This is a genomic window from Nocardia shimofusensis NBRC 100134, from assembly GCF_001613125.1.
GTDB classification, from domain to species: domain Bacteria; phylum Actinomycetota; class Actinomycetes; order Mycobacteriales; family Mycobacteriaceae; genus Nocardia; species Nocardia shimofusensis.
Genome location: NZ_BDBT01000040.1, coordinates 17,385 through 33,054 on the forward strand (window position 1 = coordinate 17,385; position 15,670 = coordinate 33,054).

The following is a 15,670-nucleotide window of genomic DNA, read 5'->3' on the forward strand; positions in this document are numbered from 1 at the left end:
ACCATTCGCTGCTGTCGTGGCGAGCATGGATTCTGCGCAGACCGCCGAAACTCTGCCGGGCCGGCTGTCCGACATCGCGACCGCCCACCCCGACGTGCCCGCGACATTCTGGTCGGTGTCGGAAACCGTGGGATACGCCGAGTTGCATCGCAGGTCTCTCGTCATGGCGGCCGCGTTGGTCCGGCACGGGGTGCGGCGCGGTGAACCGGTGGGCATCCTGTGCCCGAACGCCCCGGAGTTCCTGACCGCGCTGTTCGCGGTCACGGCGGCGGGCGGCGCGGCCACTCCCCTGCCGCTACCCGCCGGGGCGCGCCAGACGGACGCCTTCCCCCGCAAGCTCGCCGCGATCACCGCGGCCGCCCGGATGCGCACCGTGCTGGTGTCGCATCGGTTCGCCGGGGCAGGCGCCCTGCTCGGAGCCTGCGCCGACGGGCAGGTCTCGGCCCTCGACACCGCGGCACTGACGGAGACCGACCACCCGGCCGATACCGCACTGCCCCACATCACCGCCGACGACCTGGCCGTCGTGCAGTTCACCTCCGGCAGCACCGGCAACCCCAAGGGCGTGCGCCTGACCCACCGCAACGTGCTCGCCGGCCTGGCCGCGATCCGCACCGGCATCGCGCTCGACCACACCGACCGCGGCGGATTCTGGCTACCGCTGTTCCACGACATGGGCCTGTTCGGCACGCTCTCGGCGATCCTGCGCGGCATCCCCGCGCACGTGTGGTCGCCGGTGGCCTTCGTCAAGGACCCCGCGCGCTGGCTGGCCGAATTCGCCGCGAGCGGGTCCACGATCACCGCCATGCCGAACTTCGGCTACGAGGCGCTGCTGGCCGCGGTGCCGCCGGAGCAGGCGGGCGACTACGACCTGCGACGCTGGCGGATCGCGTTCAACGGCTCCGAGCCGATCTCGCACCAGGTGGTCACCGCCTTCTGCGCGCGGTTCGCGCCTGCCGGGTTCGCTCCGTCGACGATGTTCGGCGTCTACGGGATGGCCGAGGCGACCCTGGCCGTGGCCTTCCCACCGTTGGGCCGGGGGCCGCGGTTCGAGTGGGTCGACCGGACCCGGCTCGCGGACGACGCGGTGGCACTGCCGATCTCGGCCGACGAGCCGGGCGCGCGGGCGGTGGCCGGGGTCGGCGCCGCGGTGGCCGGGCTGCGCTTGCGCGTCGTCGATCTCGACGGCCGGGACCTGCCCGACGGCGGCGTCGGCGAGATCCTCATCCAGGGCCCGTCTGTCACCGACGGCTATCTCGGCGGCGATCCGGCGAGCGCGACCGGCATGTTCGCCGACGGCTGGCTGCGCACCGGGGATCTGGGCTACCTGCGCGACGGCGAACTCTTCGTCACCGGCCGGTGCAAGGACATGATCACCGTCCGCGGGGTCAACTACTACGCCCAGGACGTCGAGCACGCGGTGCGCGGACTCGATGGCGTCTACCAGGGGCGATGCACCGCCGCGGCGGACCGGGACGGTGCCGACGTCATCGCGCTGATCGCCGAGACCGAACTCGAGGGCACGGACGCGGAGGCGCTCGCCGAGCGGCTGCGCGGTCGAGTCGCCGCCGAACTCGGACTGGCCGCCGTCGAGGTCCACCTCGTCGCCCCGCGCAGCATTCCCCGTACCAGCAGCGGCAAGCTGCAGCGCCTGGCCGCCGGGCAACTGCTCGCACGACAGCGCTGACCCGATCCCCAAGCACCTCAGGAATGGAGCCACCGTGCACAGCTACGACGTCTTCCGCCACTACGAGCGCCTGCATTGGCGGCTGACCGATCTCGAGCTCGACGCCGTGGACACCGCGCTGGTCCGTCCGGAGTACGTGACCCTGGCCGAGAGCGCGGCGATGGGTGAATCCAATGTCATCGCGGCCGTGCACGGGTTCCTCGACGAGTTCGTCGACGACTACGACTTCTCCACCTTCGCCGTGGTGTGGGGCTTCCAGGAAGTGCAGCACCACTATGCCTTCCGTGCCTGGCTGGGCGCGGTCGGACACCGCGTCGACGACGAGGCCGTGCGCGCCATGCGCGCGCCGTACGCACCGGGCACCACCCCCGCGGCCACCCTGGCCACCAACATCATCTCCGAACTGACCGTGAACCACGTCTACCGCGCGGTCGCCGCCTGGGTGCAGGAGCCGGTGCTGAAAAACCTGCTGCTGAAGGCGAGCAGGGACGAGGCCGGGCACGCGCGCGAGTTCATCCACTACGCCACCGAGCGGCTGAAGCGACGTCCGGACGAACTGCCCTCGGTGCTGGAGACGCTGTACGTCTACAGCTCCGAAGCCAAGATCAAGCATCCGGTGAGCACCTTCAAGGCCGGCATCAGCGAGGGTGGTGACCACGCCACGATCGACACCGGCTTCGAGCTGTTCCTCGCGCAGGTGGCCGCCGACGGCGAACTGGATGCGTTGCACGACAAGGTCCGTCGCACCTTCGCGGGCATCACCGGACTCGACCTGTCCAGCAACGCGCGGGTTCGCCGCGCCCTCGCCGACGCCCTCGCCCGACCATGACGACCGGCGAACCCGTCGCGGTGCCGTGGTCGGTGATCCCCGACTACCACTGCTTCGGCTGCTCCCCGCACAATGCCGCCGGGCTGCGGCTGACCTTCACCCCGCACCCGGACGGGCTGCGCACCGATTTCCGGCTCGGCCGCGCGTTCGAGTCCTACCCCGGCGTCGTGCACGGCGGGCTGGTCGGCGTGATCTGCGACGAACTGATGGGCAACCTGATCGTGCTGACCCGGCACCGTCCCGCCTTCACCGTCACCCAGCGCACCCGATTCCTCACGCCGCTGCTGATCGACCGCGACTACCACTGCGTCGCCACCCTCGAGCCGACCCCGGCGGGACAGCCGCTGCGGGCCCGCGCCGAGATCCGCGCGGCCGACGGCGCGGTCTGCGCCACCTCCACCGCCACCTACCAGCCGTTCGCGCTGGAGGACGCGCGTGACCACCTCACGCTCGGCGACGACGAGGTCGCCGCCCTCTCGCACGCACTCGCGACGCGAGATCCCGCTGCCACGAATGGAGTCCGTTCATGACCGACACCGCCGAAATCCTGCGGACCGTCACCGAGATCGCCCTCGCCGAGACCGGCATCCCCGCCGCCGAGCTGCGGCCCGAGACCGACCTGCGCGGCATGGCCGGGGTCGACTCGGTGCGCGTGCTGCGCATGGTCGCCAAGATCGAGCGCACCTTCGACATCGAGCTCGAGGACCAGGACGTGTTCGGGCTGTCCAGCATCGAGGACGTGGTCACCGTGGTCGACCGGGCACTGCGCGAGGCCGCCGCGTGAGCGTCACCGCCGACACCAACCAGCACTACGACCTCGACCCGGAGATCTTCGGCGAATTCCTGGATCCGCTGCGCAAATACAGTTCCGCGCTCTACGAGTCACCGGCCGATACCCTCGAGCAGGCACAGCGGCGCAAACTGCGGTTCGTGGCGCAACGGCTCGGGCTGCGCGGCGGTGAGCAGTTGCTCGACGTCGGCTGCGGCTGGGGATCGCTGATCCTGTTCATGGCCGAGGAGTTCGGCTGCCGCGCCACCGGCGTCAGCCCGGCGCCACGCCAGCACGAGTACATCGCCGCGCAGGCCGGTGCACGCGGCGTCGCCGAGCGGGTCCGCACCGAGGTCGGGCACTTCGAACGGATGGACCTGCCCGCGCGCAGTGTCGACGCGGTCACCCTGCTCGGCTCCATCGTGCACATGCCCGATCTGGACGCGGTCTTCGGCAAGGCCCGCGCGGTGCTGCGCAGGCGCGGGACGCTGTATGTCTCCGAGAGCTGTTTCCGCAACGCCGCCGCGCGCACCGCGTTCGACGGCCGGGCGGGCACCGAGTTCGTGCGCGAGGACATCTTCGGCTGGGGCGAGCTGCGTCCGCTGTCGGAGCTGGTGACCGCCGCCGAGGACGCCGGGTTCTCGATCATCGCGGTCGACGACCTCACCGAGCACTACCGCCGCACCATCGACGACTGGATCGCCAACGTGGACGCCGCGGCCGCGCGCATCGACGCGCACCGGCCCGGCCTGGCCGACCAGCTGCGGCACTACCTGGAGATCGCCAACGCGGGGTGGGGTTACACCACCAAGCATTACGCGCTGACCTGCCGCAACGCCCGATGAGGAGAGCCGCCCGATGAAGAAGGTGAGCGACATCGAGTCCGCGTTGATCCCTGTCGAGGAGGTGGCGGCGGCGGTCGACGCCTTCCTGGCCGCCTCGCCCGCCGCCCGCTCCTGGGATGTGGAGACCGCGTTCGACTGGTCGCGCGCCGACGCGGACCGGCTCACCGAGGGCCAGCGTTCGGCGGTGCGGTTCGTCACCCTGATCGAAGATCACCTGCCGGGCTACTTCGACGTCTACCGCCGGTACTTCCCGGTGGACGACAGCGTCGATCGCGCGAGCTTCGTCCACAATCGCGAGCTGTACCACTTCACCGTCCGCTGGGCGCTGGAGGAGGACACCCACGCCCGCGCGCTGGCGCGGTACCAGCACGCCTCCGGCATCGCCGACCGGGGCGCGCTGCGCACCGAACTGGCCGTGGAGGGCCAGAAGCCGTTCGATCTGCCCTACGACCATCCGGTGCAGTTCTTCGCCTACGCGCTCGTGCAGGAGAAGGCGACCCAGATGTACTACCAACAGCTGCGTGACGTCGTCGACGATCCGGTGCTGGCCGCGGTGCTCGGACGGCTGGCCCGCGACGAGGCACGCCATTTCAGCTTCATGGCCGACGTGGTCGGCCGCTACCTCCGGGTGCAGGGCGACGCGGCAACGGAACCGATCCGCGACGTGATCGCCGACTTCCGGATGCCGCTGGCCGACACCATGCGCGGCTACTGGCGGTGGGCGTTGCAGATCGCCGACGTGGCCTCCTACGACCACACCCAGGCCTACGAACACCTGGTGAAGGTGCTCGACCGTGCCGTGGACGCCCGCACCGACCGGCTCGACGAGCTGGTGCGGTTCATCACGCAGTGCCGCGCCCTGCCCTGAGCCCGGCTACGAAAGTGGCCCCCAGCACGGATTTCCTTGCTGGGGGCCGGTTTCGCAGCCCTTCATTTCTCCGGCTGCAGCACCATGATCGTGGTGGAGCCGTGGGCGATCAGCTTGCCCGCGGCGTCGGTGATCCTGGCCTCCGCCGTCGCGGTGCGCCTGCCGACGTGGATGGCGGTCGCCTCACAGGTGAGCCGTGACCCGTCCATCGTCACCGACCGGATGAAGTTCACCTTCAGCTCCAGCGTCGTATAGGCCACGCCGTCACCGAGTGTGGTGAACACCGCGCTGCCCATCGCCGTGTCCATCAGGGTCGCGATGACCCCGCCGTGCACGGTGAACATGGCGTTGATGGTGGCCGGGTTCGGGTCGAGGTAGTACCGCGTGCGGCCCTCGCTCGCGCTCTCCAACCGGATGCCCAGCGACGCCCCGACGCCCAGGTTCTCCTGCAGCCCGCGCTCGAAGACGGCGGTCAGTTCATTGACGCGCGCGGCGACCGTGCCCTCGGACCGCGTGTCGATACTGGTCATGGCTTCTTCCTCTCTGACGGACGATGCCGCCCCATTCGACCAGCGGCCGGTGAACTTCGCCGGTGCCCGCGGCGTCGCATGCCCGATTCCTATCGTCCGATCCGACAAGCCTTTTCAGCGTCCTTCGAGCTCGGACAGCCTCGGCACGGACCGCTGGTGGCCGCGGCCGGGGCGCGAGCGGCCGATCAGGTCGCGGACCGGATCATCCCCTTGGTGCGCATGAGATGCTCGGCGAGGTAGCCGTCGTGCGGGACACCGGGGCGCAGCCAGGTGGTGGGGTTGTCCCCGACGTAGAGGTTGGTGACCGACGGCTCGTCCAGCAATTGGCCGATGAGGTCGTCGCGGGTGGTGATCGCGGTGAGCACCAGCGAGTTCCGCAACGGCGCGATGCCGTCCTCGGGGCGCCACGGGCCCACCCACACGCACGGGAAGCCGAGTTCGACGCCCAGTTGCGGAGCCGAACTGTCGGCGACCAGGTGCACGGCGGGGCGCAGGACCGCGCCGCCCGAGGGCAATTCGTCCACGACGGTGTCCGCGCCGAGGATCGGACGCGCGTCACCGGCGACCTCGGCCAGATACGCGGCCGTCTCGCGGGCGGACTGCACCGGCCGCACGGTGAGAATCGCCTCGGGATGGTCGGCGGGCAGGCTGGGGATGGCGGCCAACGCCTCGGCGACCGCCCGGGCGACGGGTTCGGGGTCGCCCTCGACGAGTATCGCGGTGGCGCAGGTGCACGCGGTACCGCCGAGATGGCTGACCGAACCGGCGAGCAGGTCGATCTTCGACCGCCAGTCGACCTCCCCGGTGAGCAGGATCTTCGACCGCCCCGGTCCCTGGGTCAGCACTCGCGGGTTCGCGGCGTACTTGTCCACCACGTCCTGTCCGCCGTAGACGATGGCGAAATCGGATTCGGCGATGATCACGTCGGCCGCCGCGTAATCGGTCGGCAGCAGCGTCACGATCTCCGGCGGGAAACCGGATTCCCGCAGTGCGCTCACCAACCGGAAGGCGGTGTAGGGCTCGCGGGTCGACGGCCGGACCGCCACCTTGTAGCCCAGGGCCAGCGCCTCCGGCCACAGCCCGTGCACGGCGGGGGTATTGCCCGCGGCGTGCACCGCGAACAGATCGCCCTTGCGGGTCCAGACCGCCGAGCCGGTCAGGGTCCGCTCGTCGCGCCACGTCGCTACGGCCCCGCGCGGCATCGCCAGTTCGGCGACGGCGCGCTGCGACCGCAGCACGTCGGCGACCCAGTCGACCGACTGCCGCACCACCGCCAGCGGCACACCGGAGGCGGTCGAGACGAGCCGGGCGTACCGGTCGGGGTCGAGGCCGCCGACCGTGCCGTGCAGGAACAACTCCGCGGCCTTGTCGAGCGCGGCCAGCCGCTCCTCGACGGGCAGGACCGCGGCGGCGCGCATCGCGGCGAGGGTGCGTCGCACATACAGTGGCGGCACCTGGGAGATCTCGCCGATCCGCTCTCCTCCGGTCGATGTCAGCGGAAGGCGTCCGCGGGAGCGGTACGCGCCACCCGGGCCGAGGGCGTCGATCTGGATGTCCATCAGTACACGCCTTCGATCACGGCGCGATCGCCGAAGGTGGCGACCGGCCCCACGTCGGCGACGGCGCAGCCGAGCGCACCGGGCAACGCCCGCACCTTGGTCGCCATATCGCGCTCCGGATTGTTGGGCAGCAACGCGTATTTGGTGAGGTGGTTCATCACCACCTGACCGCGTTCGCCGAATTCCACGTCCGTGTCGGTGCCGGGACGCACGACCCGGAACACGATGTACGGGCTCGGCGCGTCGAAGACCGGCAGCCCGTCGGGGTGCTCCTCGGGCCGTTCCCGCGACATTCCCAGGATCGTCGTGCTGCCGTAGAGACCTTTCACCGGAATGCCGGGAAAGATCTCCTGCCGGAAGATGTCGCGCGAATCCGCGTCCATGTGCGCGCCGCTCCAGCAGATGAAACGCACCTGCGCGCGCACCGCCTCGACCAGTTCGGGCCGCCGCGCCAAGCGCTCGAGCAGGGGCGGGGTGGTGATCAGAATGCCGACCGACTGGGTGGTCAGAATGTGCGCGGCCTGATCGATGAGGTGTTCGGCGTAGCGATCGGCTTGTTCGGTGTCCCCACGGGCGATCAGAGATTTGATCCAGCGCGGATCGAGGTCCACGGTGAATTTCACGCCGTGGTGGCGGCGCGCCCGCCTGGCCGCGAATTCGCCGAACATGTGCGGGCCGCTCGGCGCGATCGCGAGCGTGTTCAGTGTGCCGAGTTCCGCGTAATGGAATTCGTCCCAGCCGAGCGCGAATTCCATCCACCGATCGAACATCACGAAGCGCTTCGGCAGACCGGTCGTGCCGCCGCTTTCGAAGATTCCGGCGATCACCCGATCCGCGCCGTCGAGCCCGCGCGGAATCAGATCCTCGATAGCGACATCGCGGAATTCGTCGATCACATTCGGGAATCGGCGCAGGTCGTCGAAGGTGCGGACGTCGGCGATCGGGTCGAAACCCAGGGTGCTCGCCCGGCGCAGCCAGTACGGGCTACCGGTCTCCGGCCGGAAATGCCACCTCATCAGTTCCCGAACGTATTCGTCGGGATCGACCGGGACCGTGGAGATATCGAGTACGGCAGAACACATATTGCCCTCCAGCTGCGGGTATGCCACGCCAACTATCGCGTGAGCGCCGCGGGGCAGAACCCGTATGCCGCAACCTCGATGACACGATCGCCTGCTGCCGGTCCGCCCGATCACCGCCCGCTGTGTCTGGTATGTCCGCCCACCCCGCCGGGCCCCGCCGGAAACCAGCGATACATCGCCCACGCACCGGCCAGCGCCGACCCGGCGAGCACGATCGACGCCGCGCCGAGCACGGCCAGCGCGCTGATCGCGCCGATCGCCAGCGGCCCGGCGAACATGCCGATGTCGTGGGTGAGCCGCCAGGCGCCCAGGAACTCCGCCTGTTTCCCCGGCGGAGCCACATCCACGCCGACGGTCATGATCAGCCCGTTGCTGATGCCATTGGCCAGCCCCAGCAGCACCGCGGCGATCCCCGTCGTCACCGCGGTGTGGGTGAACGGCAGCACCGCGTAGCCGAGTCCGAAGCACAGCATCGACGGCACCCCGGTGGCGCGTCGGCCGAAACGGTCCATGAAGACGCCCGCCGGATAGGACAAGAGCACATCGACCGCGCCGGAAATGCCGAAGATCAGGCTGGTCGTCACCGGGCTGAGCCCGATGTGCGCCGCCCACAGCGGCAGCAGCGACTGTCTGGCCGCGCGAGCCGCACCGGTCAGCAGTGCCGCGGAGCCGAGAGTGCCGAGCACTCTGCGGTTCTCGACGACCACCGAGGTCAGCGTGTGCCCCGCGCCGCCGCCACTGCTGACATCGCGGACGGCGATCATCGCCAGACCGGCCAGCGCGGTGGTCGCGCACTGCAACCACAGCGCGCCGTTGGGCCCCATCGCGTGCACGAGCCCGGCGCCGAGGAACGGCCCGGCGAAGAAGCCGAGCCGATGCGAGCCCGCCAGCACCGACAGCGCCCGTCCCCGCTCCCGCGGCGGCACCACCGCCGCGATGTAGGTCTGCCGGGCGAGTCCCCAGACCGCACCGGACGCGCCGGTGAGCAGCATGCCCACCGCCAGCACGGCCGGATTCGGCGCGGCGATCGCGGCCAGCACGCCCGCGAGCCCGAGTGCGGTGCCGAGCCCGATCGCCCCGCGCTCGCCGACCCTGGCCACGATCCGGCCCGCGGGCAGGTCGGTCAGCACCATGCCCAGCCCGCTGAGCGCGACGACCAGACCCGCCATCCCTACCGACGCGCCGAGCTCGAGCGCGCGCAAGGCGAACATCGGCGCGGCCGCCCCCGCCCCGGCGCCGTAGAGCACCATCGGCACGAACACCGACCAGGTCAAGCTGCTCAGCTTCACCCGGTCGGCCGTCACCCGCGGCGCGGCGACCTCCTCGATGCTCATCGTCGGGCCCCGATGCTGTCCTCGGGGCCCGTGTCCGGGCCGGATGCCGTATCCGGGTACCCCTGCGGTAGGCCGCTCACCACGCCGACGCGGGCTGGGCGGCGAACCGGCTCTCCGGACGCGGCAGGCCGAAGTGGTCACGCAGGGTGGTCCCGGTGTACTCGGTGCGGAACAGGCCGCGTTCCTGCAAGATCGGCACCACGGTCTCGGTGAAGACCTCGAGCCCACCCGGGTAGTACGGCGGCATCACATTGAAACCGTCCGCAGCGCCCTGGGTGAACCACTCCTCGATGGTGTCGGCGACCTGCTCCGGGGTGCCGGCGAACACCCGATGCCCACGCGCGCCCGCCAGCCGATGCAGCAGCTGCCGTAGCGTCGGATTCTCCCGCCGCACGATGCCCGCGACCACCTGCAGGCGGCTGCGATCGTTGTCGGTGACATCGCCGGCGTCGGCGAACAGGTCCGCCGGCACTCTTTCGTCGAGGTCCAGATGCCGCAGATCGCGACCGGCGATGCCTGCCAGCTGCGTCAGGCCGTACTCGGGCACCGTGAGCTCGTTGAACTCGCGTTCGAGCCGCGCGGCATCGGCCTCGGTGTCACCGATGAACGGGCTGATACCCGGCAGGATCTTCACGTGATCGGGGTTGCGGCCGAACTCCGCGGCCCTGCCCTTGATGTCGGAATAGAAGGCCTGAGCATCCGAGAGCCGCTGATGCGCGGTGAAAATCGCCTCGGCGTATTGCCCGGCGAACGCGCGGCCCTCGTTGGACGCACCGGCCTGCACGAGCACCGGATGCCCCTGCGGCGTGCGCGCGGAGTTGAAAGGACCGCGCACGCGCAGGTATTCACCCTCGAAGTCGATCCGGTGGATCTTGTCCGGATCGGCGTAGCGCCCCTGCTCCTTGTCGAGCAGGATCGCGTCGTCCTCCCAGCTGTCCCACAGCGCGACCACGGCATCGACGAACTCCCGCGCCCGGGCGTAGCGATCGGCGTGCACGGGATGCTGATCCAGACCGAAGTTCGCGGCCGCCAGATCGGTTCCGGTGGTGACGATGTTCCAGCCGGCACGACCGCCGGAGAGGTGGTCGAGGCTGGAGAACAGCCGCGCCAGGTTGTAGGGCTCGTAGTAGGTGGTCGAGGCGGTGCCGATCAGACCGATCCGGCTGGTGGCGGCGGCGATCGCGGTCAGCAGTGTGATCGGCTCGAGCCCGGCGGCGGCGTTGTACTTCACATTCGACCGCAAGGCGGGGCCGTCGGCGAAGAACACCGCGTCCAGTTTGGCCGCTTCGGCGGTGCGGGCGATCTCCTGGTAGTAGCTGATGTCGTAGATGCGCTCGGGGCTGCCCGTGGGGTGTCGCCACGCGGCCTCGTGATGGCCGGAGGGGTAGATGAACGCGTTCAAACTCAGCTGACGGGGCTGGTCGCTCATGATGCTTGCTTTTCCTTCTCGAGCGCGGCGGGACGAGGTTCGGTGTCGACGCCGAGGGCGTTGAGCAGAACCTCACGGGCACGGATGAATTCGGGATCGCTGTGGCGGCGCGGGCGGGGGACATCGACGCGCAGATCGGTGGAGAGCACGCCGTCGTCGAGAACCAGCACCCGGTCGGCGAGCACCACCGCCTCGTCGACATCGTGGGTGACCAGCAGTACCGCCGGCTTGTGCTCGGCGCACAGGTCCTGCAGCAGGGCGTGCATCTTGATCCGGGTCAGCGCGTCCAGCGCGCCGAACGGCTCGTCGGCCAGCAACAGCTTCGGCTCACGCACCAGCGATCGCGCCAGCGCCACACGCTGCTGCTCACCACCGGAAAGCTCACGCGGCCACGCCTTCTCACGACCGGCCAGACCGACCTCGGCCAGCGCCGCCTTGCCGCGCTCGGCCGCCCCCTTGCCCCCGAGCCCGAGGATCACATTGTCGAGCACCCGCGTCCACGGCAGCAGCCGCGAATCCTGGAACACCACCGCGCGCTCGGTGGGCACACTGAGCTCGCCGGAGCCGGTGACGTTCTCGTCGAGTTCGGCCAGCGCCCGCAGCAACGTGCTCTTGCCGGACCCACTGCGGCCCAGCAGCGCCACGAACTCGCCCCGAGCGATCTCGAGATCGATGTCGCGCAACACCGTGCGGTCACCGAACCCGCGACTCAGCTCGCGGATACGGACCACGTTCAGTCCCCGAGTGTCTGTCGCCATGACAGCGCCTTCCTTTCCACCGCACGTACGGCGACGTCACCGAACAGACCCAGCAGGCCGTAGATCACCAGGCCGACGACGATCACGTCGATCTGGCCGTAGGTCCGCGCCTGGGTCATCAGGTAGCCGATGCCGCTGGTCGCGTTGACCTGCTCCACCACCACCAGCGCCAGCCAGGAGATCGTGACCGCCAGCCGCAGGCCGATGAAGAATCCCGGCAGCGCGCCGGGCAGCGCGATCTTGCGCACGAAGTCCGTGCGCGACAATCGCACCGTCTCGGCCAGTTCCACGTACCGCGATTCCACGCTGCGCAGGTAGGCATGGGTGTTGATGTAGATCGGCACCAGCACGCTGAGCGTGATGACGATCAGCTTCATCTGCTCGCCGATGCCGAACCAGACGATGAACAGCGGGATCAGCGCCAGCGTCGGAATCGCGCGCTTGATCTGGACCGGTCCGTCGATCACGGCCTCGCCGAGCCTGCTCAAGCCCGCGATGAGCGCCAGCACCACACCGATCGCCACCCCGAGCACCAGGCCGATGAGCGCCCGCTGCAGCGACGTCCACAGATTCGACGGCAGACGACCGTCCGCGATCAGATCCCCGGCGGTCTGCGCGACCGTCCACGGCGCGGGCAGGGTCTCCGGGTCGATCGCCCCCGCGGCCGAACCGATCACCCAGATCGCGATCAGCAGCCCGGGGCCCAGCGCGAAGCCGAACGGAATCTGCCTGCCCGGCCCCAGCTTCCGCCGGGGGCGACCGGAGCTCTCGCCGCGGTCCGCCGTGGCCCCGGTGGTCCCGAACCGGCGCAGGACGCCGGTTGCTTCCAAGGTCGCCATTACTTCTCCTCCGGCTCGAACGCGGCGCCCGACTCGATCACGGCTTCGGTGACGACGGCGTCGTAACGCAGGTCGAAGCCATCGGCGGCTCGGACCTTGCGAGGCAGATGCCCGGCGGCGTCGATGACGTCGATGGTCTGCTGCTGACGGTCGATCAGGTTCTGGTCCAGGTGCGGGAAGGAGTAGCGGCCCAGCGACTCCACGATCCGGTCGGCGTCCTCGGGCGAGACCTTCTGATTGCCCACGTAGTACTGCTGCTTCCATTCCTCGGGATGGGTGTTCACCCACTGGTAGGCGCGCACATACGCTCCGACCAGGGCCGCGAGCGCCGCAGACTTCGCCGGATCGTCGGTGACCGCGCGACGCGCGTACAGATAGGCCAGGCCGGTGTAGATGCCACGGGTCTGCTCGTCGGGGACCAGCGATGTGCCTTCGGTGCGCAGGAATCGGGTGACATTCGGCTCGATGAGCGGCGCCACGTCGACCTGGCCGGTACGCACGGCGTCGAGGAACTCCGCCAGCTGCAATCGGACGAGCTTCACGTCGTCGACGCTCAGGTCCGCCTTGTCCAGCGCTCGCAGCACAGCGGCCTGCTGAGCGGTGCCTTCCGCGTAGGCGATCTTCCTGCCCTTCAGGTCCTTCAGCGTCGGCACCGAGACACCGGGCGCCACAGCGAGTTTCAAACCACTGACGCTGGTCTGGTAGGCGGCCACGATCGGCACGTCCTGCCCCGCGGCCAGCGCGTGGATCGGCGGCGTGTCCCCCACGGGAGCGACGTCCGCCGCGCCGGCGCGGAAGGCCTCGAGAATGGCCGGGCCGCCGACGAAGTTGGCGAACTCCACCTCGAACGGCAGCTTGTCGAGCTCACCGGAGAACCGCAGTGCCGATTGCAGGCGCTCCGACTGGTCGGCGATCACCAGCTCGGTGCCGGGCGGGATCTCTGTCGACAGCGGCGTCGTCGCTGCCTCACCGACCGGTCCACCGTCCTCGGCGCAGCCGGCCGTTCCCAGTGTCGCTGCGATCGCCACGGCGAGCAGAACGGCGGTCATCCGACGGCGACCACGTCGGCCGAACTTGGTACGGGTTCCTGACATGCCCAGTATTGAAGCAACGGGTGACACCTGTCCGACACCATTGCCCACACCGTGATTCGAATCGGCGGAGGCCGGACAAAGCACCTGCACGGAACCACGAATCCGCTGCTATCGCCGCATTTTCCGGTAACCTTCCGGCACCGCGCGTGGTGCTCGGCGCGCACCGCACAGCAGCGTCACGGCGGAGCGGCGGCGGTCTCGGCGTCGCGCGCCTGATCCAGGTACCGCTCTACGAACGGCACCACCTGGCGCTGGACAACGGCGTTGTATCGCTCCGGAGCCTGCTTCGGATTCGCGTGCCCGGTGCCGCGCGGCATCCCCACCAGCAAGCTGCCGCCCGGCCCGCCCACCTGCTCGATCAGCACGCGATGGGAGTACTCGACATCGACCACGCGGTCGCTGCTCGCGTCGCGCGGGCGCAGGAACACGATCGCCGGACGCGGCTTGTCGCCGTCCGCTCGCGACAACGCGCGCAGATTGTCCACCGCGCCACCGCCGACAATCGCCCGGAACTGCGATTCGATCAGGCCGTTGCTCGCTGTGTCCTGCGAGAACACCTTCTCGGTCGCCACCTCCACCAGCACCTCACGCAATCCGTCGGCGCGCAGACCGGGCACCGGATCGGTGGCGACGTCGACGATGCGCTCACGCCGTGCGTAGGTTTCGACCACCATCCGCAACATCCGGCTCTCCCGGGCGCCGGGCAGCCAGCCCATCCAGCGGAGCATGTCCTCGCCGCGCCCGCGACTCTCCGGCCGCACCGCGTTCAGATCGACCGGCGTGCAATCCAGCAGCACCGCGGAGAGCCTGCGGTCGCTGTCCTGATGGATGTGCTCACCGACCTCGAGCGCGATCACCCCGCCCATGCTGTGCCCGACGAGCACGATATTGCGCACCCCCGACATCTGCGCGGCGCGCACCACCAAGTCCGCGATCACCTTGCTGTCGATGCCTTGGTTGTCGTATCTGATCGCCCACACCACCCCCAGGTCCCGCAGCGCCGGCAGGGCGGCCGCGGTGTCGGTGGCGTTGAGTCCGCCCAGCCCCACCAGGTCGACGACCGCGGTGTCCCAGTCCCGCTCGTCGGCGGGCGGGGCGACCGGTAGCAGCGCGGGCGCGGTGAGCGCGAGCCGGGCTCGCTCCGGCGCGACGTCGTAGACCCAGTACCGAACGAGCAGGGTGAGCAGTATCAGCAGCGCTCCGGCCGACCGGATCAGGACGGTCCTGGTGCGACGCAACCTCGGTCCGCGGCGCCCCAGGCGTGTCTCCCGCAACCGAGTCTTGCGCCGCTGGTCGTCCCAGTCGGAGACGGTGGACGGATGCCAATTGTCCAACGGCGACATCACTCCACGGTAACTACGGCCCCACGCCCTTGCCACGCACCGACGCTGCCCCACCGACGCTGCCCGGCCGCGCATCGAGAATCCGCACGCTCGATTCGCCCCTCCGGCCTGCCCGGCGCCCGTGACAATCGGGAGCGCTCAGTCCTCGGCCAGTGCCGCCAATTTCGCGAGCGACATCCGCCAGCCGATCTCGTTCTCATCGGGGCTGAGCCCACTGGGCAGGTCCTCGTGCACGGCCACCAGATCGGTGCCGCCGTTCACCTCGGTGAGTGTGTAGCTGATCGTCATCGAACCGCTCACCGCCGGATCCTCGGTGTCGAATTCCACCAGCTGCACCACCCGCTCACCGGGAACGAGCATGACGAACCGCCCTCGATAGCTGTCGGTATTGCCCGTCGTCTTGCCGGCCGCGGCCGGGTCGTCGTAGGTGAGGGTGATACGGAACGCCCCGCCCTCCCTGGCGTCGAACTCGTGGACCTCGCTGGACATCCCGTCCGGCACCATCCACTTCGCGACGGCCGAGCCGTCGAGCAGGAGTCGATACACCGTGTCGCGGGAAGCTCGGATGTGCTTGCCGATCCTGGTGGCCGTCATACCGCCACCGTAGTCCGCGCGGCCATCCGGTGCGGATCTCCGCGGACCACCATTCCCCGACGACGCGAATTGCTCCGGAAACGACGAAGGCCCCCAACAATGTTGGGGGC

At 69.8% G+C, this 15,670-nt stretch carries 16 protein-coding genes; 6 read left to right on the forward strand and 10 right to left on the reverse strand.

Annotation, left to right across the window (positions count from 1 at the left end; genetic code table 11):
• Window positions 1-25 precede the first annotated feature (25 nt).
• From NS3_RS26330 to NS3_RS26355, 6 genes are read left to right on the forward strand one after another with little or no spacing between them, the layout of a single operon-like run.
• The gene (locus NS3_RS26330; protein ID WP_067865196.1) at window positions 26-1,687 is read left to right on the forward strand and encodes an AMP-binding protein; all 1,662 of its coding nucleotides are present in this window, start codon (window positions 26-28) and stop codon (window positions 1,685-1,687) included.
• Between the two features lie 34 nt (window positions 1,688-1,721).
• Window positions 1,722-2,516: a ferritin-like domain-containing protein gene (locus NS3_RS26335; protein ID WP_067865164.1), complete on the forward strand. Its 795-nt coding sequence runs from the start codon at window positions 1,722-1,724 to the stop codon at window positions 2,514-2,516.
• Window positions 2,513-3,046 (forward strand): thioesterase, encoded by a 534-nt coding sequence (locus tag NS3_RS26340; protein ID WP_067865165.1) that lies wholly within the window; start codon window positions 2,513-2,515, stop codon window positions 3,044-3,046. The genes NS3_RS26335 and NS3_RS26340 overlap by 4 nt, the downstream gene beginning before the upstream one ends.
• Complete coding sequence (locus NS3_RS26345) at window positions 3,043-3,300, forward strand: acyl carrier protein (protein ID WP_067865171.1); 258 nt, start codon at window positions 3,043-3,045, stop codon at window positions 3,298-3,300. Before NS3_RS26340 ends, NS3_RS26345 begins: the two co-directional genes overlap by 4 nt.
• Window positions 3,297-4,130 carry an SAM-dependent methyltransferase gene (locus NS3_RS26350; protein ID WP_067865173.1) on the forward strand — a complete coding sequence of 278 codons (834 nt, stop codon included), beginning with the start codon at window positions 3,297-3,299 and terminating at the stop codon, window positions 4,128-4,130. The genes NS3_RS26345 and NS3_RS26350 overlap by 4 nt, the downstream gene beginning before the upstream one ends.
• Window positions 4,131-4,143: 13 nt before the next feature.
• Window positions 4,144-4,998: an acyl-ACP desaturase gene (locus tag NS3_RS26355; RefSeq protein ID WP_067865174.1), complete on the forward strand. Its 855-nt coding sequence runs from the start codon at window positions 4,144-4,146 to the stop codon at window positions 4,996-4,998.
• Window positions 4,999-5,060: 62 nt separating this feature from the next.
• Here the strand turns inward: NS3_RS26355 and NS3_RS26360 are convergent, their stop codons facing one another.
• From NS3_RS26360 to NS3_RS26405, 10 genes are all read right to left on the reverse strand, one after another.
• Window positions 5,061-5,528, reverse strand: a complete 468-nt coding sequence (locus NS3_RS26360; protein WP_067865176.1) for a PaaI family thioesterase — start codon at window positions 5,526-5,528, stop codon at window positions 5,061-5,063.
• Window positions 5,529-5,713: 185 nt separating this feature from the next.
• On the reverse strand, window positions 5,714-7,087 hold the full coding sequence (locus tag NS3_RS26365; RefSeq protein ID WP_084495947.1) for an aldehyde dehydrogenase family protein: 1,374 nt from the start codon (window positions 7,085-7,087) through the stop codon (window positions 5,714-5,716).
• Window positions 7,087-8,196, reverse strand: a complete 1,110-nt coding sequence (locus tag NS3_RS26370) for an acyl-CoA synthetase family protein (RefSeq protein WP_245649823.1) — start codon at window positions 8,194-8,196, stop codon at window positions 7,087-7,089. The genes NS3_RS26365 and NS3_RS26370 overlap by 1 nt, the downstream gene beginning before the upstream one ends.
• A gap of 83 nt (window positions 8,197-8,279) precedes the next feature.
• Entirely contained in the window at window positions 8,280-9,503 is a 1,224-nt protein-coding gene (locus NS3_RS26375) for an MFS transporter (protein WP_084495948.1), read from the reverse strand.
• Window positions 9,504-9,579: 76 nt separating this feature from the next.
• On the reverse strand, window positions 9,580-10,932 hold the full coding sequence (locus NS3_RS26380; protein ID WP_067865184.1) for an LLM class flavin-dependent oxidoreductase: 1,353 nt from the start codon (window positions 10,930-10,932) through the stop codon (window positions 9,580-9,582).
• A complete protein-coding gene (locus tag NS3_RS26385) occupies window positions 10,929-11,690 on the reverse strand; it encodes an ABC transporter ATP-binding protein (protein WP_084495949.1) in 762 nt (253 codons plus the stop codon). The genes NS3_RS26380 and NS3_RS26385 overlap by 4 nt, the downstream gene beginning before the upstream one ends.
• Window positions 11,666-12,529, reverse strand: a complete 864-nt coding sequence (locus tag NS3_RS26390) for an ABC transporter permease (protein WP_084495950.1) — start codon at window positions 12,527-12,529, stop codon at window positions 11,666-11,668. Before NS3_RS26390 ends, NS3_RS26385 begins: the two co-directional genes overlap by 25 nt.
• Complete coding sequence (locus tag NS3_RS26395) at window positions 12,529-13,578, reverse strand: ABC transporter substrate-binding protein (RefSeq protein ID WP_245649824.1); 1,050 nt, start codon at window positions 13,576-13,578, stop codon at window positions 12,529-12,531. The genes NS3_RS26390 and NS3_RS26395 overlap by 1 nt, the downstream gene beginning before the upstream one ends.
• Before the next feature lie 221 nt (window positions 13,579-13,799).
• Window positions 13,800-14,966, reverse strand: coding sequence for an alpha/beta fold hydrolase (locus NS3_RS26400; RefSeq protein WP_067865187.1), 1,167 nt, complete (start codon window positions 14,964-14,966; stop codon window positions 13,800-13,802).
• Window positions 14,967-15,104: 138 nt separating this feature from the next.
• The gene (locus tag NS3_RS26405) at window positions 15,105-15,560 is read right to left on the reverse strand and encodes an SRPBCC family protein (RefSeq protein WP_067865190.1); all 456 of its coding nucleotides are present in this window, start codon (window positions 15,558-15,560) and stop codon (window positions 15,105-15,107) included.
• Window positions 15,561-15,670: the final 110 nt, after the last annotated feature.

Bases quoted from the DNA above. Each gene is read 5' to 3' on its own strand.
- NS3_RS26330 (WP_067865196.1), top strand. From the start codon at position 26: ATGGATTCTGCGCAGACCGCCGAAACTCTGCCGGGCCGGCTGTCCGAC.
- NS3_RS26340 (WP_067865165.1), top strand. From the start codon at position 2,513: ATGACGACCGGCGAACCCGTCGCGGTGCCGTGGTCGGTGATCCCCGAC.
- NS3_RS26345 (WP_067865171.1), top strand. From the start codon at position 3,043: ATGACCGACACCGCCGAAATCCTGCGGACCGTCACCGAGATCGCCCTC.
- NS3_RS26355 (WP_067865174.1), top strand. From the start codon at position 4,144: ATGAAGAAGGTGAGCGACATCGAGTCCGCGTTGATCCCTGTCGAGGAG.
- NS3_RS26360 (WP_067865176.1), bottom strand. From the start codon at position 5,528: ATGACCAGTATCGACACGCGGTCCGAGGGCACGGTCGCCGCGCGCGTC.
- NS3_RS26365 (WP_084495947.1), bottom strand. From the start codon at position 7,087: ATGGACATCCAGATCGACGCCCTCGGCCCGGGTGGCGCGTACCGCTCC.
- NS3_RS26375 (WP_084495948.1), bottom strand. From the start codon at position 9,503: ATGAGCATCGAGGAGGTCGCCGCGCCGCGGGTGACGGCCGACCGGGTG.
- NS3_RS26380 (WP_067865184.1), bottom strand. From the start codon at position 10,932: ATGAGCGACCAGCCCCGTCAGCTGAGTTTGAACGCGTTCATCTACCCC.
- NS3_RS26385 (WP_084495949.1), bottom strand. From the start codon at position 11,690: ATGGCGACAGACACTCGGGGACTGAACGTGGTCCGTATCCGCGAGCTG.
- NS3_RS26390 (WP_084495950.1), bottom strand. From the start codon at position 12,529: ATGGCGACCTTGGAAGCAACCGGCGTCCTGCGCCGGTTCGGGACCACC.
- NS3_RS26395 (WP_245649824.1), bottom strand. From the start codon at position 13,578: ATGACCGCCGTTCTGCTCGCCGTGGCGATCGCAGCGACACTGGGAACG.
- NS3_RS26400 (WP_067865187.1), bottom strand. From the start codon at position 14,966: ATGTCGCCGTTGGACAATTGGCATCCGTCCACCGTCTCCGACTGGGAC.
- NS3_RS26405 (WP_067865190.1), bottom strand. From the start codon at position 15,560: ATGACGGCCACCAGGATCGGCAAGCACATCCGAGCTTCCCGCGACACG.